21 protein-coding genes are annotated in these 21329 nt (G+C 63.4%); 12 read left to right on the forward strand and 9 right to left on the reverse strand.

Features of this window, described 5'->3' with window-relative positions; translation table 11 throughout:
• Window positions 1-50 precede the first annotated feature (50 nt).
• Window positions 51-743, forward strand: a complete 693-nt coding sequence (locus tag Q5Z11_RS06715) for an alpha/beta hydrolase (RefSeq protein ID WP_303749262.1) — start codon at window positions 51-53, stop codon at window positions 741-743.
• 7 nt (window positions 744-750) lie between these two features.
• Here the strand turns inward: Q5Z11_RS06715 and Q5Z11_RS06720 are convergent, their stop codons facing one another.
• Window positions 751-1551, reverse strand: coding sequence for an AraC family transcriptional regulator (locus Q5Z11_RS06720; protein ID WP_303749263.1), 801 nt, complete (start codon window positions 1549-1551; stop codon window positions 751-753).
• 72 nt (window positions 1552-1623) lie between these two features.
• On the opposite strand from Q5Z11_RS06720, the gene Q5Z11_RS06725 reads away from it, so the two are divergent.
• A complete protein-coding gene (locus Q5Z11_RS06725) occupies window positions 1624-2835 on the forward strand; it encodes an MFS transporter (RefSeq protein ID WP_303749264.1) in 1212 nt (403 codons plus the stop codon).
• 66 nt (window positions 2836-2901) lie between these two features.
• On the opposite strand, the gene arsB is transcribed toward Q5Z11_RS06725, so the two are convergent.
• From arsB to Q5Z11_RS06745, 4 genes are read right to left on the reverse strand one after another with little or no spacing between them, the layout of a single operon-like run.
• Window positions 2902-3951 carry an ACR3 family arsenite efflux transporter gene (arsB, locus tag Q5Z11_RS06730; protein WP_303749265.1) on the reverse strand — a complete coding sequence of 350 codons (1050 nt, stop codon included), beginning with the start codon at window positions 3949-3951 and terminating at the stop codon, window positions 2902-2904.
• 17 nt (window positions 3952-3968) lie between these two features.
• Complete coding sequence (locus Q5Z11_RS06735) at window positions 3969-4481, reverse strand: arsenate reductase ArsC (RefSeq protein ID WP_303749266.1); 513 nt, start codon at window positions 4479-4481, stop codon at window positions 3969-3971.
• A gap of 2 nt (window positions 4482-4483) precedes the next feature.
• Window positions 4484-4933 (reverse strand): arsenic resistance N-acetyltransferase ArsN2, encoded by a 450-nt coding sequence (gene arsN2 / locus Q5Z11_RS06740; RefSeq protein WP_303749267.1) that lies wholly within the window; start codon window positions 4931-4933, stop codon window positions 4484-4486.
• 1 nt (window position 4934) lies between these two features.
• The gene (locus Q5Z11_RS06745; protein WP_303749268.1) at window positions 4935-5264 is read right to left on the reverse strand and encodes an ArsR/SmtB family transcription factor; all 330 of its coding nucleotides are present in this window, start codon (window positions 5262-5264) and stop codon (window positions 4935-4937) included.
• A 17-nt stretch (window positions 5265-5281) separates the two neighbouring features.
• On the opposite strand from Q5Z11_RS06745, the gene arsH reads away from it, so the two are divergent.
• The 5 genes from arsH to Q5Z11_RS06770 all read left to right on the forward strand — a co-directional run bounded on the left by arsH (window position 5282) and on the right by Q5Z11_RS06770 (window position 10414).
• Window positions 5282-6028, forward strand: a complete 747-nt coding sequence (gene arsH / locus Q5Z11_RS06750; RefSeq protein ID WP_303749269.1) for an arsenical resistance protein ArsH — start codon at window positions 5282-5284, stop codon at window positions 6026-6028.
• 256 nt (window positions 6029-6284) lie between these two features.
• On the forward strand, window positions 6285-7205 hold the full coding sequence (locus Q5Z11_RS06755) for an SDR family NAD(P)-dependent oxidoreductase (protein ID WP_303749270.1): 921 nt from the start codon (window positions 6285-6287) through the stop codon (window positions 7203-7205).
• Window positions 7206-7234: 29 nt separating this feature from the next.
• Complete coding sequence (locus tag Q5Z11_RS06760; protein ID WP_303749271.1) at window positions 7235-8119, forward strand: LysR substrate-binding domain-containing protein; 885 nt, start codon at window positions 7235-7237, stop codon at window positions 8117-8119.
• A gap of 309 nt (window positions 8120-8428) precedes the next feature.
• Window positions 8429-9217 carry a DeoR/GlpR family DNA-binding transcription regulator gene (locus tag Q5Z11_RS06765; protein ID WP_303749272.1) on the forward strand — a complete coding sequence of 263 codons (789 nt, stop codon included), beginning with the start codon at window positions 8429-8431 and terminating at the stop codon, window positions 9215-9217.
• Window positions 9218-9310: 93 nt separating this feature from the next.
• Window positions 9311-10414: an MFS transporter gene (locus Q5Z11_RS06770; protein WP_303749989.1), complete on the forward strand. Its 1104-nt coding sequence runs from the start codon at window positions 9311-9313 to the stop codon at window positions 10412-10414.
• A 58-nt stretch (window positions 10415-10472) separates the two neighbouring features.
• On the opposite strand, the gene Q5Z11_RS06775 is transcribed toward Q5Z11_RS06770, so the two are convergent.
• Entirely contained in the window at window positions 10473-12938 is a 2466-nt protein-coding gene (locus Q5Z11_RS06775) for a mechanosensitive ion channel family protein (protein WP_303749273.1), read from the reverse strand.
• Window positions 12939-13213: 275 nt separating this feature from the next.
• Here Q5Z11_RS06775 and Q5Z11_RS06780 point away from each other — a divergent pair, with 275 nt between their 5' ends.
• A complete protein-coding gene (locus Q5Z11_RS06780) occupies window positions 13214-15310 on the forward strand; it encodes a M13 family metallopeptidase (protein ID WP_303749274.1) in 2097 nt (698 codons plus the stop codon).
• A 191-nt stretch (window positions 15311-15501) separates the two neighbouring features.
• On the opposite strand, the gene map is transcribed toward Q5Z11_RS06780, so the two are convergent.
• Window positions 15502-16293, reverse strand: coding sequence for a type I methionyl aminopeptidase (map, locus tag Q5Z11_RS06785; RefSeq protein WP_303749275.1), 792 nt, complete (start codon window positions 16291-16293; stop codon window positions 15502-15504).
• Window positions 16290-16502, reverse strand: coding sequence for a ParD-like family protein (locus Q5Z11_RS06790; RefSeq protein ID WP_303749276.1), 213 nt, complete (start codon window positions 16500-16502; stop codon window positions 16290-16292). The genes map and Q5Z11_RS06790 overlap by 4 nt, the downstream gene beginning before the upstream one ends.
• 285 nt (window positions 16503-16787) lie before the next feature.
• Here Q5Z11_RS06790 and rpsP point away from each other — a divergent pair, with 285 nt between their 5' ends.
• The 4 genes from rpsP to rplS all read left to right on the forward strand — a co-directional run bounded on the left by rpsP (window position 16788) and on the right by rplS (window position 18933).
• Window positions 16788-17048, forward strand: coding sequence for a 30S ribosomal protein S16 (gene rpsP / locus Q5Z11_RS06795; protein ID WP_054664242.1), 261 nt, complete (start codon window positions 16788-16790; stop codon window positions 17046-17048).
• Between the two features lie 38 nt (window positions 17049-17086).
• Window positions 17087-17602: a ribosome maturation factor RimM gene (rimM, locus tag Q5Z11_RS06800; RefSeq protein WP_303749277.1), complete on the forward strand. Its 516-nt coding sequence runs from the start codon at window positions 17087-17089 to the stop codon at window positions 17600-17602.
• Between the two features lie 5 nt (window positions 17603-17607).
• Entirely contained in the window at window positions 17608-18387 is a 780-nt protein-coding gene (gene trmD, locus Q5Z11_RS06805; RefSeq protein ID WP_303749278.1) for a tRNA (guanosine(37)-N1)-methyltransferase TrmD, read from the forward strand.
• 135 nt (window positions 18388-18522) lie between these two features.
• Entirely contained in the window at window positions 18523-18933 is a 411-nt protein-coding gene (gene rplS / locus Q5Z11_RS06810) for a 50S ribosomal protein L19 (protein WP_057626601.1), read from the forward strand.
• Window positions 18934-19398: 465 nt separating this feature from the next.
• On the opposite strand, the gene Q5Z11_RS06815 is transcribed toward rplS, so the two are convergent.
• The gene (locus Q5Z11_RS06815) at window positions 19399-21198 is read right to left on the reverse strand and encodes an MFS transporter (protein ID WP_303749279.1); all 1800 of its coding nucleotides are present in this window, start codon (window positions 21196-21198) and stop codon (window positions 19399-19401) included.
• Between the last annotated feature and the right edge of the window lie 131 nt (window positions 21199-21329).

The following is a 21329-nucleotide window of genomic DNA, read 5'->3' on the forward strand; positions in this document are numbered from 1 at the left end:
TATCGTCGCCTTTCCGTCATCGACTATTCCAACCCGCGGGAGCGCACGAAATGGGTAAGCCGGCAGTGGTTCTGGTGCATGGTTTCTGGGGCGGGGCGGCGCATTGGGCGCGGGTGATACTGGAGCTGCGGCGGCTGGGTTACCAGGATATCCGTGCAGTTGAAAACCCGCTTACGTCCTTGGGCGATGATGCCGAGCGCACCCGCAAGATGGTGACGCAGGTTGGCGGCCCGGTGGTGCTGGTGGGGCATTCGTATGGCGGTGCGGTGATCAGCCAGGCCGGCAACCTCCCCAATGTGAAGGCACTGGTATTCATTGCCGCCTTTGCCCCTGATGCGGGCGAAAGTGCGGGGGGTATCACCCAGCAGCATCTGCCCGCCGCAGCGCCGAACCTGGCGCCGGACAGCGATGGCTACCTGTGGCTCAAGCCTGACAAGTTCCACGAAAGCTTCTGCCAGGATCTGCCCGAGGAAGAAGGCTTCGTCATGGGCGTCACCCAGAAGGCACCGCTGGCTGGCACCTTTGGTGACAACATCAGCGATCCGGCGTGGCGGCATAAACCCAGCTGGTACCAGATTTCCAGCCTGGACCGGATGATCGCGCCGGAGAACCAGCAGGCCATGTCGGCCCGCCTCAACGCGCGCAAGGTGATCACGCTGGAGGCCGGGCACGCCTCGCTGGCTTCGCATCCGGCAGACGTAGCTGCGTTGATCGATGAGGCGGCAACGGCGACGGCTGACTGAGGCCGCTTCAACGGAAGAACTGGCTGGGCGTCAAACCAAAGCGACGCTTGAACATGGTGGCGAAGGCGCTGGGGCTTTCATAGCCCAGCGCCAAGGCCACATCGATGACCTTCTCGCCGACGGCGAGCCGTTCCAAGGCACGCAGCAGGCGTGCCTGCTGGCGCCATTGACCGAAGGTCATGCCGAGTTCGCGGGCACACAGGCGCTGGATGGTTTTGACATCGACCTGCAGCCGGGTAGCCCAATCCTGCAGGGTCGATGCATCTTCCGGATGTTGCTGTAGCTGTCGGCCGATCTGCCGCAGGCGCGCGTCGCGCGGTTCTGGCAGGTGCAGCGGGAGTACCGGCAAGGTCTGCACTTCATCGAGGATCAGCCGCATCAACCGGCCATCACGCGAGTTCTCGGCATAGCGCGCCGGTATCTTGACCGCGGCGTGGATCAGCGATGCCAGCAGCGGGGTGATGGACACAGCCGACGGCGTCTCTGGTGCGTCAGGCATTGCCTCTGGGGTGATGTACAGGCTGCGCATCTGGACCAGCCCGATGCAGTGCACCTGATGGCCGATGCCGGCCGGCATCCAGATCGCGCGCGTGCTGGGCACCACCCAGCGGCCCATGCCGGCATTGACCACCAGCACCCCGGTTTCCGCATAGACCAGCTGGTGCCGATCCGGATGGTGGTGCAGTGGAATCAAGGTAGCGGCGGGGTAGTCCCGGGCCTTGCAGTACACCACGGTCTCCGGGCCGACCGGGAGTGGTTGGCGGCGACCTTTTCGGACAGATGGAATGTCCTTTTCGAAAGGATGCATGACCATATCGCGCAGGATGGACGTGTCCTGCGACTCTACCATGCGCGTCCGCCCCCATCTCGCGGTCACGCCATGTCATCTCCCGCTTCAACGGTTGCAGCCCCTGTCACACAACGTCGCCCGGTCGCGGTGGGCGTGCTTGCTGCCATCAGCAGTTCGCACCTGGTCAACGACATGATGCAGTCGCTGATCCTGGCGCTGTATCCGATCTTCAAGGGGCAGTTCCATCTGAGCTTCGCCCAGGTCGGTTTGATCACGCTGACCTATCAGCTCACTGCCTCGTTGTTCCAGCCGCTGATTGGTTTGCGCACCGACAAGCGTCCGGCGCCGTATTCGCTGCCGATGGGCATGGTGTCCACCTTGTGTGGCCTGTTGCTGTTGGCCTTCGCGCCCAACTTCGTGACGGTGTTGGTGGCGGCGATGCTGGTCGGCATTGGCTCGGCGATCTTCCACCCGGAATCCTCGCGCATCGCGCGGCTGGCTTCCGGTGGCCGTCATGGCCTGTCGCAATCGGTGTTCCAGTTGGGCGGCAACGCCGGTACGGCGGTGGGTCCATTGCTGGCTGCGGCGGTGATCGTGCCGAATGGCCAGCGCAGCGTTGCCTGGTTTGCCTGTGCCGCGTTGCTCGGTATCGGCTTGCTGACCTATGTGAGCCGCTGGTACCAGCAGCACCTGGTGGCCGTGGCCGCGCAGCCTAAAGCAGCAGCCAAACCGGCCAATCTGTTGCCACCGAAGACCGTAGCCTGGGTGATCGGCATCCTGCTGGTGCTGATCTTCAGCAAGTACTTCTATATCGCCGGCTTGAGCAGCTATTACACGTTCTATCTGATCCAGAAGTTCCACGTCTCGGTGCAGAGCGCGCAGCTGCATCTGTTCGGTTTCCTGGCTGCGTCTGCGGCCGGCACCTTGCTCGGCGGCCCACTCGGTGACCGCATTGGTCGCAAGCCGGTGATCTGGGCGTCGATCCTCGGCGTGGCACCGTTCGCGCTGATGCTGCCGTATGCCGACCTGCAATGGACCATGATCCTGACGATGGTCATCGGCTTCGTCTTGTCTTCTGCGTTCTCGGCGATCCTGGTGTATGCGCAGGAGTTGATGCCCAACCGTATCGGCACGGTCTCTGGCCTGTTCTTCGGCTTCGCCTTCGGCATGGGCGGCCTGGGGGCCGCGGTGCTGGGTGTGCTGGCCGATCACACCAGCATCCTCTGGGTCTACAAGGTGATCTCGTTCCTGTCCTTGCTGGGCATCGTTGCTGCCTTCCTGCCCAATCCGCGGGCCCATTGAGGCCCAGCCGTAGCCCGGGTGCGCAGAGCGCGCTCGGGACTGCGGCAATGCCGCAGGCGCTTCGCCTCAGTCGGGAAGGTTTCGTGCTGGCCGGGGCGCTGCCTCATACCAGTGCCGGGAACCGTTGACGATCGCCACTACGGACAACATCACTGGAACCTCGATCAAGACGCCGACCACGGTGGCGAGTGCCGCACCGGAATGCACACCGAACAGGCTGACGGCAGTGGCCACCGCCAGCTCGAAGAAGTTACTGGCGCCAATCAGGGCTGAGGGCCCGGCGACGCAATGGGCTACACCCAGTCTGCGATTGAGAAGGTAAGCAAGGCCGGCGTTGAAGTAGACCTGCAGCAGGATTGGAACAGCGAGCAGGACGATGATCAACGGTTGTTCAATGATCTGCTTGCCTTGGAAGCCAAACAGCAGCACCAATGTGGCCAGTAATGCGGTAAGCGAGGCCGGCGCAAGTCGCTGCAGGACTTGCTCCAGGCGCGTTTGTCCTCCGCTGCGCAGCAACCAATGCCGTAACAGTGCGGCGAGCACCATCGGCAGCAGGATGTACAGCGCCACCGAAGATGCCAGTGTTGCCCAGGGCACGCTGATCGCCGAAATGCCCAGCAGCACGGCGACCAGCGGCGCGAAGGCCAGCACCATGATTGCGTCGTTCAGGGCGACCTGGCTCAAGGTGAAGTTGGCATCACCGCGGCACAGGTTGCTCCACACGAATACCATCGCGGTACACGGTGCCGCGGCCAACAGGATCAGCCCGGCCATGTACGAATCAATCTGCTCGGCTGGCAGCCACCCGGCAAACAGATGGCGCAGGAACAGGCCGCCCAGCAGTGCCATCGAGAACGGTTTTACCGCCCAGTTGATGAACACGGTGACGCCGATGCCCCGCCAATGCTGTCCTACCTGGCGCATGGCACCGAAATCGACCTTCAGCAGCATCGGAATGATCATCAACCACACCAGCAGTGCGATCGGCAGGTTGACCTTGGCTACCTCCATGTCGCCAAGGCGCGCGAAGGGAGTCGGGAACAAATGGCCAAGCGTGGTTCCGATGATGATGCACAGTGCCACCCACACGCTCAGGTAGCGCTCGAACCTGCCCATGCAGGCCTTTTCCCCGGTCACGGTGAGTCCATGTCTTCGGCTGGTAGCACACCAATGGAATCGAGTGCGGATTGCAGTTGCTGGCGGTCATCCCAGGTGGAGGCGGGCAGGGCAAGCATCGCCCGCAGGCGGGTTCTGATGATGCGATGTGCCTGTACGAAGGCCATGCGCCGGGTCTCGTCGCTGCCAACAACCGCTGCCGGATCCGGCAGCCCCCAGTGTGTACGCAGGAAATCGCCAAATACCACCGGACAGGACTCGGCTGCTGCGGCGTCACAGACCGTGATCACCAGGTCCATGCGTGGAGCGTCGGCAGCGGTGAACTCATCCCAGGACTTGCTGCGCAGGCCGCTACTGGCCATGCCTGCAGCCTGCAGTTGCTGGATCGCGAAGGGGTTCACGGTGCCGGTGGGCTGGCTGCCTGCGCTGAAGGCAGCGAAGCGGTCGCCGCCCCAGGCATGCAGTGTGGCTTCGGCAAGCACGCTGCGTGCACTGTTGCCGGTGCACAGGAAAAGGACGTTGCGTGTCATGGTTATGGCAGGCCAGGGGAAAGTGATTTGTGCAGGCAGACTGCGTTGGCAGGACAAAGGCCGCGGAACTCGCTGGTTGCGGCGATCACACTGGAGCAGTGCGCACGCGGCAACGGCGTGTAGCCGAGACGGTTGAAGAACGGCGCGGCGGTCTGGGTGAGCAGTGTCAACTCGGTACAGCCCTGTTGCAGGGCGTGTTGTTCCAATGCGAGCACCAGTTGCGTGCCCAGACCGTTGCCGCGTAGATCCGCGCGCAGACAGAGCGAACGCAGCAGGCCATGCGGGGGGAAAGCCTGCAGGCCTATCACGCCCAAAAGCGAGGCGTCGGCCTCGGCGAGCAGGAACTGGATGCGCGCTTCATCGAGATCGGCAGTCGGCAGCGCAGCGGCGTCCAGCATCTGCCGCACGGCAGGCAGGTCGCAGGGGTGGGCTTGGCGAATGCGTGCATGCATGTCAGCAGCAGCCGTTGTCCGCGGGGGTGTTGCAGCTCGGGTCGGGTGATCCGGCGCAGCAGTTCTCCGTGAGATAGGCCAGCAACGCGTTCATGGTCGGGTAGTTGGCGCGATAGCAGACGTTGCGGCCGAGGTTCTCGTTCTGCACCAGTCCAGCTTGCACGAGTTCCTTGAGATGGAAGGACAGCGTGGCATTGGGGATGGACAGGGCCAAGGCAATGTCACCGGCCATGCGCCCTTGGGGACCGGCTTCAACCAGCAGTCGAAAGGCGGCCAGTCGGGTCGCGTGGCCGAGAGCGGTAAGTGCAGCTATTGCCTGATTCATTTCCATATTTCTAGAATAGTCGAATGAATATGCCCAATCAAGCTACCCCTGACCTGCTGCCCAACATCGATCCCGGCCTGCTGCCCGACCTGCGTGCCGACCTGCTCGGGTCCGAACCGGGCTTGCATCGGCCGCGCATCCTGTTGCTTTACGGCTCGCTGCGCCCGCAGTCTTTCAGCCGCAAACTGGCCTTGGAGGCCGAGCGCGTGCTGCAGCAACTTGGTGCAGAGACACGCTTGTTCGATCCCCACGATCTTCCGCTGCTCGACAGCTGTGGCAAGGAGCATCCGAAGGTGCAGGAGCTGCGCGCGTTGTCACTGTGGTCTGAAGGCCAGGTCTGGGTATCGCCAGAGCGCCATGGCACGTTGACCGGTGTGTTCAAGAACCAGATCGACTGGTTGCCGCTTGAGGACGGCAGCGTGCGCCCGACGCAGGGGAGAACCCTTGCAGTGATGCAGGTCTGCGGTGGCTCGCAATCGTTCAATGTCGTCAATACATTGCGCGTGCTCGGCCGATGGATGCGCATGGTCACGATTCCCAATCAGTCCTCGGTACCCAAAGCCTGGCAGGAGTTCGATGAGCATGGACGCATGCGAGCTTCGCCGTACTACGACCGTGTGGTCGATGTGATGGAAGAGCTGATGAAGTTCACCTTGTTGGTGCGCGGACGCAGTGAGTATCTGGTCGACCGCTACAGCGAGCGCAAGGGGGCTGTCGAAGCCGCGCAACTGGCGCGCGCTGCGGCTGTGGTTGAAGCCGATGCACCTTGAGCTGTCGTCGCTCTCAACTGCCCCCTTGGCAACGCAGGCGCTGTTGCCGTCGGGGTGGCGCCACCTTTCGCCGGTCGAACCGGGCAGTTTTGCGATCGAGGCCATCATGGTGCCGCGTTGTTGCATCCCTGGCTTGGGTGTGTGCGTCCGGACGGTTGTTTGCATTTTGCGCGGAAGAACTGGCTGAAACCCCGCCACTCGCTGCGTCGCGATAGCCGCCCGGTATCGCAGCGGCATGCAATCGGTATTGGTGCGGATGCGTTCCGGAACCGATGCTGCGTGGATGAATCCAAACACCATTTCGTTCGAAGGACAGGTAGGCCTGATCACCGGAGCTGCCGGTGGTCTTGGCCTGGCCTACGCGCGCTTGTTGGCCAGCATGGGCGCGCGCGTGGTGCTGAATGACGTAGGCGCAGCGACCGATGGCAACGGCCAGGATCCGGTGGCGGTGGCTGCAGCCGTCGAGTGGCTGACTGCGAAGGGACTGCAGGCGCAGGGCGACCATCAGCCGATCGATACGCGCGATGCCTGCCATGCATTGGTGGAGCGCATCGTGGGCGAGCATGGGCGTCTGGATTTCCTGATCCACAATGCCGGCTGGGTCGAGTATCAGTTGATCGAAGCATTGGACGAGCAGCACTTGGATCACATGCTGGCCATCGCCGCCAAAGCGCCGCTGTGGCTGGCGCAGGCAGCGTGGCCAGTGATGCGTGCTGCAGGTGGTGGCCGCATCGTGGTGACCACGTCTGATCGCGCGCTCTACCCGCAGTACGTGCAGCAAGGCCTTTCCAGCTATGCAATGGGCAAGAGTGCAGCGGTTGGTCTGGTCAACGTACTCGCGGCGGAAGGCGCGGCGCACAACATCGTGGTGAACGCGGTGTCGCCGGTCGCCAAGACGCGGATGTGGGGCATCACCGGCGAGCCCGATGAGCTGCATCCGGAGGCGGTTGCCGCGGGCGTGGCGTATCTTGCCTCACGTCAGTGCAGTGAAGGCGGCTGGATACTGCGTGCGAGCAATGGCCAGTTCCGCGCGACGCGCCTGCAGGAGACCGGGAGCGTCAGTTACCCGCGTGATCTGTGTGCGGTGCAGGCGGATAGCCCGCAGGCCGTGCATGACGCATGGTCGCGTATAGCCTTGCCAAGCATCAGCGAGCCCGGCTCGCGGGCGGCCTGTTAGGCTGCAGGCCCTTCGTTGCGGTTTCCCCGATGATCGACCTTCGTCTGTTGCGGCAGTTTGTGGCCGTTGCCGAGGAACTGCATTTCCATCGAGCTGCGGCGCGCTTGCATATGTCGCAGCCGCCATTGACTGCGGCAATCCGCCGCTTGGAGGAATTGCTGGGCGCGGAGTTGATCGTGCGCGGCAATCGCACGCTCGGGCTGACGGCGGCTGGGCAGGTGCTGCTGGTTGAAGCGCGGCAGACTCTGCAGCAAGCCGAACATGCGTTCGCGCATACCCGCGACGTCGCTGCAGGGCGCAGCGGCACACTGCGCATGGCCTATGTCGGCAGCGCGATGTACGGCCGTCTGCCGGGTTTGATCCGCCGTTTCAGGCAATCGCATCCACAAGTCCGGCTGGAGTTGCGCGAGGCAACTTCGCGGCAACAGCAGCGCATGCTGCGTGCGGCGGAAATCGATCTCGGCATCCTGATTCCACCGATGCCCGAGGCAGGCGATCTGCAGTTGCGCGGCTTCGATCGCGATGGACTGGCAATCGTCTTGCCACACGAGCACCGGTTGTTGGCCTCCGCACGAACGATCGATGTCCCGGATCTGGCCGGCGAGGATTTCGTGATGTGGCCCGCGGACGAAGGCATCGGCTTCCATTCACATGTGATGACACTATGCCGTTCCTCGGGCTTTGCACCCAGCGTGGTGCAGGAAGCGCACGGCATGCATGCCGTTCTATCGCTGGTGGCAGTAGGTGCGGGTGTATCCATCGTACGGGCGAGCATGACTGGATTCCGCAGCGAAGAAATCCACTATCAAGCCATTGAAACCAGCGGGGCAGGCTTCGAGCTGCAGTTCTGCCTGCGGCCAGGACAGGACAATCCAGCTCTGCAGCAATGGCTGGCGCTCTGCACCACCGAGTGAACGAGCAGTGCAGTCACTGGCTCTCGGCCCCTCCCTTTCGCGCAGCGAAGGGGAGGGCTGGGGAGGGGTAAAGCTCCCACCGCATCCGCCCCCGGCATAGCTGCGATATCCCAAGAAGCCAGCTGTATCTCCGCATCTCGAAAGCCGCACGGTCGTTCCGGGAGTTGCAGGGTCTCCATTCGTTCATGCATGAAGTTGCGCGATGTCGCATGTTGCTGCATGATTCGTGGCGGGTTACCCCCTGCGTCCCCAGTCCCAGGGCCGCAATGTCAGCGCCCCACCAAGCTCCCGTCCCTACCAAATACAGCCATGACCGCCACCAATCCCGACGCGCTCCCACAGGAACGCCAGCAACGCATCCTCGACCAGCTGCAAAAGCACGGCCGGGTCGTTGCCAACGATCTGGCAGCGGAATTCGCGGTTTCCGAGGACTCCATCCGCCGCGATCTGCGCGAGATGGCATCCAAAGGGCTGTGTCGGCGGGTCTACGGCGGCGCGCTGCTGCCCACGCCACAATTCGACGCCTTGCCCGAGCGGGTAGGGCGGCTGGATCCGGAGCGTAGCGCCTTGGCGGCCCATGCGGCCTCCTTGTTGCTGCCCGGGCAGGTGGTGCTGATGGACGCCGGCTCGACCAATGTCGAGATTGCCCGCGCGCTGCGTGGCACGGCGGTGACGGTGGTGACCAACTCGCCTGCGGTTGCCGATGCATTGGCCGGTGCGCAGGCGGCCGAGGTCGTGATGATCGGCGGCCGGATTGACCCGCGCAGTGGTGGTGCCATCGGTTCCATCGCCTTGCAGCAGCTGAGCCAGCTGCAGGCAGATGTCTGCATTCCCGGCGTCTGTGCAGTCGATCCTGAAACCGGCATCTGGGGCATCAATGCCGAAGAGTGCGCGTTCAAGCAGGCAATGCTGCGCGCCTGCGACATGACGCTGATCGTCGCCAGCAGCGAAAAAATCGGCGCGCGCGGCAGCTTCCGTATTGCCGGCATCGAGCAGGTGGATCAACTGCTGCTCAGTGACCGCGTTGCGCCGGAAATGCTGGAGCGGTTCGCGCCGATTGCACAGCGGCTGCAGAAAATTCCCGTGGCGAAAGCCTGATCCGGCGCCTTGAACCAGCGCCCACAGCAGCAGTAAATGAGCATCCAGGAAAAGCACGTGAGCAATCCACTCCTTCTACAGCGCAGCCAGCAGATGGCCACGCGCGCAGCCTTCTTCGTTCCCGGTTTTGCGATTGCCTGCTGGGCGCCGCTGGTGCCGTTCGCCAAGGCCCGCGCTGGTCTTGATGACGCATTGCTGGGCGTGCTGCTGCTATGCCTGGGCTTGGGCTCGCTGCTGTCCATGCCGCTGGCCGGCATGCTGGCCGCGCGTCATGGTTGCCGGACGGTGATGCTGGTAACCGTATTGATGATGGTATTGATGCTGCCCTTGTTGGCAGTTGCATCCACGCCGCTGACCATCGGTGCCGTGCTGCTGGTGTTCGGTGCGGGCATCGGTGCCATGGACTGCGTGATGAACATGCAGGCAGTCGTGGTCGAACGCGAATCCGGCCGCGCGATGATGTCTGGCTTCCATGCCTTCTACAGCATTGGTGCGCTGTCTGGCGCGGCCTTGGTTACATTGCTGCTGTCGATCGGTGGTGGCGCCTTGCTGTCCACATTGGTGGTGGCCGCAGGTGTTGTCGCGATCACGTCACTGTCATCGCGTTGGTGGCGAAGTGAGCGCGCAGAGCAGGGCGAAAGCAGCTTCGCGCTGCCGCGTGGCGTGGTGATCGTGATTGGTGCGGTGTGCTTCATCAGCTTCCTGGCCGAAGGTTCGATGCTGGATTGGAGCGCGGTGTTCCTGCATGACGTGCGCGGCGTTGAGCTGGCCCATGCCGGTTGGGGTTTCGTCGCCTTCAACATCGCCATGACTGCCACGCGCCTGTTCGGCGACCGGCTGGTGAACCAGCTCGGGTCGAGCAAGGCGGTGCTGCTGGGTGGCCTGCTCGCATGCGCTGGCTTCGCACTGGCCACCTTGGTGCCAAGCTTCGGTGTAGCGCTGCTGGGCTACGCGCTGGTTGGCATTGGTTGCGCCAATATCGTGCCGGTGATGTTCAGCCTTGCCGGGCGCCAGACCCGCATGCCGGAGAGCGTCGCCATTCCTGCGGTCACCACCATGGGCTATGCCGGTGTGCTGCTGGGCCCGGCGGCAATCGGCTTCATTGCCCAGCAGTGGTCGCTGCCGGTTGCATTCCTGATGGCTGCGGCTGCGCTTGCGGTTGTCGCGGTAATTGGTTCGATGTTGCGGGTACGCTGAAGAGGCAGCATTGGCGGACAGCAGGGAGCTATGTTGGAACTCGCAGCCGTAGCCGCCTTCAAGCAGCTGCCGGTGGCGGCTCGGTCGATGGATCCGGCGTTGCCGTCGGCAAGCTGCGCACATGTACATCCTGCTGCGGATAGGGGATTTCGATCCCGGCCTCCTGCAATGCTGCGTGGATGCGGGTGATGAGCTCACTGCGGATGTTGAGCCAGTTGTCGTAGTCGCGGGTCCAGGCGCGAACACTGAAATCAAGCGAACTGGCACCGAAGCCAACGAACAGCGCGGCGATGGCCGGCTCGCTGGCGATACCGGCGGTTTGCCTGGCGCAATTGGAAAGCAGTGCCAGAACCTGCTGTGGGTCACTGCCATAGGCAACGCCGACATTCACTTCGATGCGCCGGTTGCGGTCGAGCAGGGTCCAGTTGACCAGCGGCTCGGAGAGCAGGGTGCCGTTGGGGACCACCACATCGGCGCCATCGAAGGTCTTGATGCGGGTGGAGCGCATGCCGATGTCGCGCACGCGGCCGTTGATGGTGCCGACCTCCACCACGTCGCCTGGTTGGATCGGCCGCTCGAACATGAGGATCAGGCCGGAAACGAAGTTGTTGACCACGTTCTGCAGGCCAAAACCAATTCCGACGCCGAGTGCGCCGAACAGCAGCGCCAGCTGGCTGCCTTTGAAGCCTGCGGCCGACAACGCGATGATCACGCCGAGCATCAGTACCGCATACGAGGCAAGCGAGGCGATGCTGTTGCCGATGCCGCGCGACATGTTGGCGCCATGCTGGAGCACATCCTGCAGCAGCAAGCGGGTTATCCGCGCGGCCCAGAAGGCAATGGTGATTGCCGCGATGAAGGCCAGCACGTGGCCGAGCGAAAGACTGAATTCACCAATGGAGAACTCATGCGAGAGCAGCCTGCTCAGCAAGGCATAGATCGGCCGCAGGATGCGGAAGCTGTCCATCGCATAGACCACCCAGCCGACGACCGCGGCGAATATGCCTAGCCGGCCGAGCAGCGCCAACAACGGCGGCGCATGATCACGGGTAAGCCGGTAGCGTGCCAGGCTGGGCCGGCTCAGCAGCAGGTGCAGCAGGCTCAACAGCACGGCGATGCCGACGTAGAGCAGCAGGCCAAAGTAGGCACTGTCGATGATCGCGCTGGTCAGCATCTCCACCAGCGTGAGGTTGCCGACAACGTTGGCTGCAAGTGACACGGCGAACAAGCCCTGTGCGGCCCATGCCGCCATGCGCAAGGCCTGCCCCGTGCGCCCGGTAGTACTGGCGTGGCCGCTGCGGTAAGCCTGCCATTGCACCAGTCCGGTCAGCAGCATGGCGACGACGGTCAGCGCCAGTGTGTAGTAGCGGAATGCGACGTTGCTGGACAGGAAGAAGATGCCCAGGCTGCCGAGCAGGTACAGCAACGAGGCGACCAACGGCCAGTAGCCCAGCAATCGGCGGCTGCCCGGCGGCAGCGGCCGCAGCACCGCAACCAGCGCGAACAGCATGCCTATCTGCAAGGTCAGCAAGGGGGCGTCAGGCTCGATCGCCAGCATCACCATGGTAGACAGCAGCAGCCAGGTCGATACCGGCCGGGCCAGCACGCGTTGTGTGGCAGCTTCGATATTGCCGTTGGCGGGCGCCCGCCGGCGGTAATGCCAGCCCCATAGCAATAGCGGGATCAGCAATATCTGGATCCCGTGGAACAGGAACTGTGTGCGCCGGTGCTCGCTCACGTAGGCGCGGCTGAACTCCAGTTCGATCTGCAGTCCGGAGGTAAGGGCATCACTGGCTGCTGCGGGCTGATCGGCAGAACCCGCATCAGCCTGCCATAGCGGTGGCGAGTCTATCTGCAGCAATTGGCGATCGAGGTAGGCAATGGCATCGGTGACGGCGGCGTGGCCGGATTGCAGCCGGGTCTCCAGGGCATTGGCGCGGGCGCTCAGTTCCATTTGCCGGGAAAGCGGTACTGCAAGCGCCTGCTCGGCTCGGGTGAGCAGCGTGATCAGGGCATCGATGCGGCTCAGCAGCACCGGCGGGATATCGCTTGGATGTTCACGGGTGAGCTGCCAACTGGCGCGGCGACGTGCCAGCTCTGCGGCGTCCGCGGCATACGGTTCGGTTGCGGTCTGCAGGGCGTCACGCCAGCGCGCAAAGCGCTTGGCGTCGAACTGCCAGTGCCGGTCAAGGCTCTCCAGGCGAATGATCGGGACTCTGCGCAGTTGCGTGGGCGACAGGGCTTGCCTGCGTTGGTCCACCGAACGGGTGATCGCTTCCAGCCCTGGGCCCAGCGCGGTGGTGGGATCGGGCTGGCCGGCGCGCTCGATCGCGGAGATGGCGAGACGCTCGTCGGTATCGGCGCGGATCACGATCAGCGCGCTGTCGATCGGTTCCGGGATGTTTGGATTGGGCTGCGCAGCGGTGGGCGTTGTGGCTGCGGCGGGCGGCGAGCCTGCCTGTGCGTGGGCGACATGGCAGCAGATCGCGGCGAAACAGAGCACAGCTGCGCGTAGCCAATGCATGGGCGATTCCCGAGGGGTGGACGCTCTTGTCCGCGTCGCGGCAGTGTCGCACAGGGTTGGTTTGTGCGGAGTGCCAGACGCCCACGGGCGGCGCGCTGGCTGGATTGACCTTTGCGCTGCCGCCGTTGCAGCGCAGGCCTCCGTCGGCATTGCCGGTGCGGGGGGGCGCGGCGGGCGTGACCTTCGGCGGGTCCCGCGATACGGGCTGATCCTTTACCCTCCAAGGTTGCGCCGCGCCACCTGTGCGGCCTTTCCCTGTTTGGCCGGAGATGTCCATGTCGTTTTCCAAGCTCGTCCCGTTGTCCCTGACGGTTGCAATCGCCGCCTCGCTCGCTGCCTGTGGCAAGACCGATACCGCGCCCGCCGCGCCGGCTGCCGAAGCCAAGGCCGCGTTTGACCAGTCGCAGCTCAAGACCCAGCTGATCTCGCTCAACGCCGCCGACCTGGATCCGGCCGTGCAGGCCTGCGCTGACCTCAACGGCTTCGTCAACAGCAAGTGGCTCAAGGCCAACCCGGTGCCGGGCGACCAGACCACCTGGGGCAGCTTCGAGATCCTGCGCGAGCGCTCGCTGGAAGTGCAGCACGCGCTGGTCCAGCAGGCGGCCGCTGGCAAGGCTGCCGCCGGTTCCAACGAAGCCAAGATCGGCGACATCTGGAAGACCGGTTCGGACGAGGCTGCCATCGAGGCTGCCGGTATCAAGCCGCTGCAGCCGGAGCTGGACAAGATCGCCGCGCTGAATGACACCGCCGCCATCACCGGTTACCTGCGTGATGCCTATGCGCAGGGCAATGGCTTCCTGTTCTCGCTGTATGCCAGCCCGGACTTCAAGGATTCGTCCAACGTCATCGCCTATGTCGGCCAGGGTGGCCTCGGCCTGCCGGAGAAGGGCTATTACTTCGACGAATCGCAGGCCAAGATCCGCGAGGCCTATGTGGCCTATATCGAGCAGCTGCTGACCCTGTCCGGCGTTGATGCCGCGCAGGCCAAGGAGCAGGCCAAGGCGGTGATGGATTTCGAAACCCGCCTGGCCAAGGCTTCGCTGACGCGCATCGAGCTGCGTGACCCGGCCAAGCGCTACAACCCGCTCAGCGCCGCCGACGCCGACAAGCAGACCCCGAACTTCAGCTGGACCGCGCTGTTCGACACGCTGCAGATCCCGGCCAAGGACAAGTTCTCGCTGGCCCAGCCGGGCTTCTTCGGTGAAGTGGACAAGATGCTGGGCGACGTGCCGGCCGCCACCTGGCAGGCCTACCTGCGTTTCCACACCGTGGACAACGCTGCGCCGTACCTGAGCAAGAACTTCGAGCAGGCCAACTTCGATTTCTTCAGCAAGACCCTGCGCGGCCAGCAGGAAATGCAGCCGCGCTGGAAGCGCGTGCTGGATTCGGTGAACGGCTCGATGGGTGAAGCACTGGGCCAGCTGTACGTGGACGCGGTGTTCCCGGCCGAATCCAAGGTGGCCATGCAGCACCTGGTGGAAAACCTGTCGGTCGCACTGAAGGCACGCCTGGAAACCCTGCCGTGGATGGGCGAGGACACCAAGAAGAAGGCGCTGGAGAAGTGGGCCAGCTTCACCCCGAAGATCGGCTACCCGGACAAGTGGCGCGACTGGTCGGGCCTGACCACCAACAGCGACAGCTACCTGGGCAACGTGCAGGCCGCGCAGGCGTTCAACTACCGCTACATGCTGGCCAAGATCGGCAAGCCGGTGGACAAGACCGAGTGGGGCATGACCCCGCAGACCGTCAACGCCTACTACAACGCGACCAAGAACGAGATCGTGTTCCCGGCTGCCATCCTGCAGCCGCCGTTCTTCGACGCCAAGGCTGATCCGGCGCTCAACTACGGTGGCATCGGTGCAGTCATCGGTCACGAAATGATGCACGGCTATGACGACTCGGGCAGCCAGTTCGCTGCCAATGGCAACTTCGACAACTGGTGGACCGACGCTGATCGCACTGCGTTCAACAGCCGCACCGACCAGCTGGTCGCGCAGTTCGACGGCTATGAGTCGCTGCCGGGCGTCAACGTCAAGGGCAAGCTGACCCTCGGCGAGAACATTGGTGATCTCGGCGGCCTGACCGTTGCCTATGACGCGCTGCAGATGGCGCTGAAGGAAGACGAGAAGCTCAACGTACCGGTCGATGGCTATACCCAGGACCAGCGCTTCTTCATGAACTGGGCCACCGTGTGGCGCCGTAACTTCACCGAAGGCGAGCTGCGCGTGCGCCTGAACACCGACCCGCATGCACCGGCCAACTTCCGTGCCAACGGTGCGCCGTCCAACATGCCGTCGTATGCCGCTGCGTTCCAGTGCAAGGCCGGTGATGCGATGGTGCGTGGCGATGACAAGCGGGTTGTGATCTGGTGATTGCAGTTGTTTGATCGCGATCTGTGAATGAAGAAGGCCCGGCAATGCCGGGCCTTCTTTTTTGGGTGATCACTTTGACGATGAGCAGTCCGGCTTTTGTAGGAGCGGCGTAAGCCGCGAAGCAGATACATCATCAGATGGCATATCTACCAAGGGTTCCAGCAATGCCAGCTTCGCGGCTTACGCCGCTCCTACACCAGCGCGCCCAGCAGCTTCTGCGCGATGGCCCGTTCTTCATCGCGCAGGGTCAATACGCGCACGCCGGTCTCCGTCACCTCGACGGTATGCTCGCATTGCGCCGACAACTTTCCATCGCGTGTGGTCACGGTCCAACCATCATCGTGGTTGTCGATCGCCGCACGGCCCTGGTTGATCATCGGTTCGATGGTGAAGGTCATGCCGGCCTGCAGTTCGAGTCCGGCGCCACGATGCCCGTAATGCAGCACCTGCGGCTCTTCGTGCATTTCGCGGCCAATGCCGTGGCCGCAGTATTCCTTCACCACCGAATAGCCGGCGTCCTTGGCGTGGCGGTTGATCGCAAAGCCGATGTCGCCCAGGGTTGCGCCGGGGCGCACCGTGGCGATGCCCTTCCACATGGCTTCGTTGGTGACGCGCACCAGGCGTTTGGCTTGATGGCTCACCTCGCCGATCAGGAACATGCGGCTGGAGTCGGCGATGTAGCCGTTCTTCTCCAGGGTGATGTCCAGGTTGACGATGCTGCCACTGCGCAGGATGTCCTTCGATGACGGCACGCCGTGGCAGACAACCGTATCTATGGAGCTGTTGAGTACATAGGCGAAGCCATACTGGCCCTTGCTGGCTGGGCGCGCCTGCAGTTGATCGACGATGAAACGCTCGACCCAGTCGTTTACCTGCAGGGTGCTCAAGCCCTCCAGCGGCAGCTTGTTCAATGCTTCGAACACTGACGCGAGGAGGCGCCCGGATTCGGCCATCAATGCAAGTTCGTGCGGCTGCTTGATCATGCCTCTGCCACCCGCATGCTTGCCGGGCTCACCCCGGCTGCCGCAAGTTCGCGCGCCACCAGCTCCTGGAAGCTCAGCTGCGGGTTCAGCTCGCAGAGCATGCCGATCCTGATCCAGAACCCGGCTTGGGCATTGATGGAGCGGCCAGACACGGTGCTGGCCTTGCGCAGGTTGTCGTGCAGTTCGTCGTCGATGTTCACGATGCCCATCGGTCGCTCCGTTGATCGAATATATGATTCATATGCGAATCATATTCCCCATGTGCTGAACAGGACACCGGAAGCGAGCTGGCGGTAGTAGCTGCCAAGCTAAAAGGGGGAGGGGCTGAGTGCGAAGATCGAGCCTGCAGGGCGGGCGTGCCGCCAGCTCAAGCGCGGAATGGCGCTTGTTCAGGTTTTCGATCAGGGCTGGGGTTGGAATGGGGCGGAGTGGTCGCTATAATCGCCGGCTTACCGCGCCATCCTGGCGACTGGGCAACATAGGAAAACACCACCATGGTCAAGATTCGACTGACCCGCGGCGGCGCCAAGAAGCGTCCGTTCTACCACATCATCGTCACCGACGTCCGTAGCGCCCGCGACGGCCGCAACATCGAGCGCGTCGGTTACTACAACCCGGTTGCCCAGGGTGCTGAGCAGCGCGTTGTGCTGGATATCGCCGCTGTCGACAAGTGGGTTGCCAACGGCGCCCAGCTGACCGACAAGGTTCGCAACCTGTACAAGGAAGCGACCAAGGCCCAGGCCGCTGCGGCCTGATCCTGGCGGGCCGCGCGAAAGCGCGGCCCGACTGCTATATGAAGAAAGATATCGAGCGCCGGATCCTGCTGGGCAGGGTTGCCGGCGTTTTTGGTGTGCGCGGCGAACTGAAGCTTGAGTCCTGGACCGAGCCACGTTCCGCCATTTTCAAATACCAGCCCTGGATTCTGCGTACCCCCGCGGGGCAGGAGTCCGAGCTGACCGGTGTACGTGGCCGTGATTCGGGCAAGACCCTGGTGGCGACCTTCCCGGGTGTGACCGATCGCGACGTGGCCGAGGCCATGCGCGGGACCGAGATCTACGTCGCCCGCAGCGCCTTGCCGCCGCCGAGCGCGGATGAGTATTACTGGGTCGATCTTGAAGGCCTGGACGTGCAGACCGTCGAAGGCGTCAAGCTGGGTATCGCCTCGCATCTGTTCAGTACCGGCTCCAACGACGTGCTGGTTACCCGCGGCGACCGTGAGCGGATGATTCCGTTCGTGATGGGCGACTTCGTCAAATCCGTGGATTTCGAGGCCAACCTGATCGTGGTCGACTGGGATCCGGAGTTCTAAAGCCCGTGCGTGTAGACGTCATCAGCCTGTTCCCGGAATTTCTCGCCCAATCTGCCGCGCTGGGCGTGGTCGGTCGTGCGCAGGAGCGGGGACTGCTGGAACTGCATGGTTGGAACCCGCGCGACTATGCCGAGGGCAATTACCGCCGGGTGGACGACCGTCCGTTTGGCGGCGGCCCGGGCATGGTGATGCTGATCGAGCCCCTGCGCGCTGCCCTTGCGGCTGCGCGTGAGGCAGATCCGACGCCGGCACCGGTGATCTACCTGAGCCCGCAGGGGCGACTGCTGGACCAGGCCAAGGTTCGTGAACTTGCAGCCTTGCCGCGGATGATCCTGCTGTGCGGTCGTTATGAAGGCGTGGACGAGCGCTTTCTGGCGAGCGAGGTGGACGAGGAGGTTTCCATTGGTGATTACGTGCTGTCCGGCGGTGAGCTGGGTGCGGCGGTGATCATCGATGCGGTGACCCGTCTGCAGGAAGGTGCCTTGAACGACGCCGAATCTGCGGTACAGGACAGTTTTGAAGGTGACGGACTGCTGGATTGCCCGCACTACAGTCATCCGGCCAGCCATGCGCTGGGCGATGTGCCGGACGTGCTGCGCTCCGGTAACCATGCCGCCATTGCCGCCTGGCGCCGCCAGCAATCCTTGCTGCGCACGTCGCTGCGGCGTCCGGACCTGCTGGACGAGGCTGGCCTGAACAAGGCCGACCGCAAGCTGCTGGCCGAGGCCCGGCAGGCGCTTGCAGATTCATTCAAACAAGCTACTGGCGCCGAGGGCGGACAGTAAGTTAGAATTACGAGTTCCCGTCGGCTGAATGGCTTGACGTGGTGCCAGAACAATAACGTGCAGCGCAATCCGGCGACTGTATGAGCCTAAGCTGTCGATACCGACACGCCCACCCCGAACAATCGGTGTAACCCAATGAGCAAGCTGAACAAGTCCATCGTCGCGGAATTCGAATCCGCCCAGATCACCCGCGAACTGCCGAAGTTCAGCCAGGGCGACACCGTCGTGGTGAACGTGAAGGTCAAGGAAGGCAACCGTGAGCGCGTGCAGGCATACGAAGGCGTCGTCATCGGCACCAAGAATGCTGGCCTGAACTCCGCTTTCACCGTGCGCAAGATCTCGCACGGCTACGGCGTCGAGCGCGTCTTCCAGACCCACAGCGCCATCATCGACTCGGTCGAAGTGAAGCGTCGCGGTAAGGTTCGCGCCGGTAAGCTGTACTACCTGCGTGGCCTGGAAGGCAAGGCTGCCCGCATCAAGGAAGATCTGGCTGCTGCCCAGCAGGCCAAGGCTGCTCGCCTGGCTGCCAAGGCTTCCGCCGAGTAATCCCGCCAACAGGCCGCGCCTGTTTGCAGCAACGGCCACCTTCGGGTGGCCGTTTGCGTTTGTGGGGTTGGGTGAAGTGGAAGCTGGAAGCTGGGAAAGCTTTGAGGCTCAAAAGCTCAAAAGCTCAAAAGCTCAGAAGCTCAGAAGCTCAGAAGCTCAGAAGCTCAGAAGCTCAGAAGCTCAAAAGCTCAAAAGCTCAAAAGCTCAAAAGCTCAAAAGCTCAAAAGCTCAAAAGCTCAAAAGCTCAAAAGCGTAGAAGCGTAGAAGCCCCCTCATCCGCCCTTCGGGCACCTTCTCCCGCAAGCGGGAGAAGGGAAGGCTGGCATTGCTGGGGGCTGGTGCATTGCTTGCGCTCTGCGCGGGCAACTATCCGATAGCAGAAAAGCCCACCTGTCCCTTCTCCCGCTTGCGGGAGAAGGGACAGGTGGGCGGATGAGGGGGCTTTTGATTCCCGCCTTGCAACCCTCAGCGGAAATGCGCCTCGATCTGCTCCAGCGTCTTGCCCTTGGTTTCCGGCAGCCAGAACGCGGCAATCAGGAAGAACGCAAACGTACACGCCGCCCAGAACAGGAACATGCTGGCGTAGCCGTAGTGGCCCACCGTCGGCAGGAACACCGCCGCTATCGTGGTCGACACGAACTGGTTGATCAGCAGCGCGATGCTCATGCCGTTCGAGCGGATGCGGTTTGGCATCAACTCCGACAAGGCCAGCCACACGCATACGCCCGGGCCGACCGCGAAGAACGCCACGAATACCAGGATGCAGGCCGCCACCGCCCAACCATGCGAAGCCGGCGGCACCGCACCGATCCAGGCCTGCTCGATGCGCAACGGTGCCTCGGCTGCGGCGCTTGGGTCGGGGAAGGGATTCAGGTGCAGGCTGCGGAAGAAACGGCCAATCACGCTGTCGGCATGCACGGTGCTGGAGCGCTCGATCAACAGCTGCTGATCGCTGGGGTTATCACTGCGCAGCGAACGCACATCGCTGAAGCCGCCATAGCTCCACGACACCGTCAGCTGCGAGGGTTGCCCGTCGCGATTGCGGGTGCCGGCCAGCTGATGCCATTGCGCCGCATCCAGCTGCAACTGCAGGCCATCTGCCTGCACCGCACGCTGCAACACCTGCTGCACATCGGCGCGGCCCTGCTCGGCCTTGAAGAACAGCATCGCTGCCGCCAGCAGGGCAAGACAGATGCCGCCACTGCCGATCATCAACAGGAACTTGCGGCCCTTGCGATCCACCAGGAACAAGGCGACCAGCGTCATGATCACGTTGAGCAGCTTGATCGCTACATCCGCGCCGTTCGCAGCTGCACCGGGCAGACCAGCCTGATTGAGGATGTTGACCGCGTAAGCGAGGATCGAGTTGATGCCGGTGGCCTGGGTGAAGGCCAGCACCAGGCAGGCCAGCACGAACGGCACCATGTAGCGGCGGCTGAAAAGCCGGTCGCGCTCGCCTTCGGCTTTCGCGATGACTGGATTCTGGATCTGCGCCAGCGTGGCTTCCACCTGTGACGGCGGCAGCGTGGCCTGCAGGCCGCGACGCGCGGCATCGATGCGACCGCGACGTGCCAGCCAACGCGGTGATTCATTTAGCCAGAACAGGCCAATGCAGAACACCACGCCCGGCAGCAGGCAGGTCCAGAAAATCGTGCGCCAGGCCTGGTCCTTCACCGCGAACAGGTGTTGCGCCTGCTGCACCAGTGGCAGGTTGCGCACCGACTCGGTCGCTGCATCCACCGAATGCGCCTGATACAGGCCAATCAAGGCAGCCAGCACCAGGCCTACCGTCAGCAGCAGCTGGAACATTGCCGCGCCGCGGCCGCGTCGTTCCGGTCCCAGCACTTCGGCCAGATACAAAGGCACCACAACGCCGATCAAACCGCCGCTGATGCCTTGCAACAGGCGTCCAAGCAGCAGCGGTGTATAGCCGGAGGCCAGCGCCATGATCGGGATGCTGGCTGTGAACAGCACGCCGGCCAGCATCATCGCGCCACGGCGGCCGATCAGGTCGGCGATCATGCCGGCGAACAGCGACGACAACACGCTGCCCAGCAATACGGCGGCAACCACGAAGCCCATCTGCTGGCTGCTCAGCTGCCAGGCATGGCTGGCGGTCGCTTCCAGATAGGGCAGGGCGCCGGCAATGATGCCGATGTCGATGCCGTACAGCAGGCCGCCAAGACCGGCGATGAAAAGGAGATAGCGCACGGGCCAACGCGGCGCGGCGTCGCTGGCGGGCACGGCAAAAGTGGTGTCGGTCATCGGCGCGTTCCTGGGGCTGGTTTTGTGGTGCCGGGCCCTGCCCGGTTTGCCGTGCGGGTGCGTGGCGTGTTCCGGTGATATGGCTACCGGAACGGAAGGCTGCCGAGCATGGCTCGGCACTACATGGAGCG

The sequence above is a fragment of the Stenotrophomonas sp. 610A2 genome (assembly GCF_030549615.1).
GTDB classification, from domain to species: domain Bacteria; phylum Pseudomonadota; class Gammaproteobacteria; order Xanthomonadales; family Xanthomonadaceae; genus Stenotrophomonas; species Stenotrophomonas pigmentata.

Bases quoted from the DNA above. Each gene is read 5' to 3' on its own strand.
- Q5Z11_RS06745 (WP_303749268.1), bottom strand. From the start codon at position 5,264: ATGGAAATGAATCAGGCAATAGCTGCACTTACCGCTCTCGGCCACGCG.
- Q5Z11_RS06725 (WP_303749264.1), top strand. From the start codon at position 1,624: ATGTCATCTCCCGCTTCAACGGTTGCAGCCCCTGTCACACAACGTCGC.
- rimM (WP_303749277.1), top strand. From the start codon at position 17,087: ATGAAGAAAGATATCGAGCGCCGGATCCTGCTGGGCAGGGTTGCCGGC.
- arsN2 (WP_303749267.1), bottom strand. From the start codon at position 4,933: ATGCATGCACGCATTCGCCAAGCCCACCCCTGCGACCTGCCTGCCGTG.
- Q5Z11_RS06755 (WP_303749270.1), top strand. From the start codon at position 6,285: ATGCGTTCCGGAACCGATGCTGCGTGGATGAATCCAAACACCATTTCG.
- arsB (WP_303749265.1), bottom strand. From the start codon at position 3,951: ATGGGCAGGTTCGAGCGCTACCTGAGCGTGTGGGTGGCACTGTGCATC.
- Q5Z11_RS06720 (WP_303749263.1), bottom strand. From the start codon at position 1,551: ATGCATCCTTTCGAAAAGGACATTCCATCTGTCCGAAAAGGTCGCCGC.
- Q5Z11_RS06715 (WP_303749262.1), top strand. From the start codon at position 51: ATGGGTAAGCCGGCAGTGGTTCTGGTGCATGGTTTCTGGGGCGGGGCG.
- Q5Z11_RS06765 (WP_303749272.1), top strand. From the start codon at position 8,429: ATGACCGCCACCAATCCCGACGCGCTCCCACAGGAACGCCAGCAACGC.
- Q5Z11_RS06770 (WP_303749989.1), top strand. From the start codon at position 9,311: ATGGCCACGCGCGCAGCCTTCTTCGTTCCCGGTTTTGCGATTGCCTGC.
- rpsP (WP_054664242.1), top strand. From the start codon at position 16,788: ATGGTCAAGATTCGACTGACCCGCGGCGGCGCCAAGAAGCGTCCGTTC.
- Q5Z11_RS06775 (WP_303749273.1), bottom strand. From the start codon at position 12,938: ATGCATTGGCTACGCGCAGCTGTGCTCTGTTTCGCCGCGATCTGCTGC.
- arsH (WP_303749269.1), top strand. From the start codon at position 5,282: ATGAATATGCCCAATCAAGCTACCCCTGACCTGCTGCCCAACATCGAT.
- Q5Z11_RS06815 (WP_303749279.1), bottom strand. From the start codon at position 21,198: ATGACCGACACCACTTTTGCCGTGCCCGCCAGCGACGCCGCGCCGCGT.
- Q5Z11_RS06735 (WP_303749266.1), bottom strand. From the start codon at position 4,481: ATGACACGCAACGTCCTTTTCCTGTGCACCGGCAACAGTGCACGCAGC.
- rplS (WP_057626601.1), top strand. From the start codon at position 18,523: ATGAGCAAGCTGAACAAGTCCATCGTCGCGGAATTCGAATCCGCCCAG.
- map (WP_303749275.1), bottom strand. From the start codon at position 16,293: ATGATCAAGCAGCCGCACGAACTTGCATTGATGGCCGAATCCGGGCGC.
- Q5Z11_RS06790 (WP_303749276.1), bottom strand. From the start codon at position 16,502: ATGGGCATCGTGAACATCGACGACGAACTGCACGACAACCTGCGCAAG.
- Q5Z11_RS06780 (WP_303749274.1), top strand. From the start codon at position 13,214: ATGTCGTTTTCCAAGCTCGTCCCGTTGTCCCTGACGGTTGCAATCGCC.
- Q5Z11_RS06760 (WP_303749271.1), top strand. From the start codon at position 7,235: ATGATCGACCTTCGTCTGTTGCGGCAGTTTGTGGCCGTTGCCGAGGAA.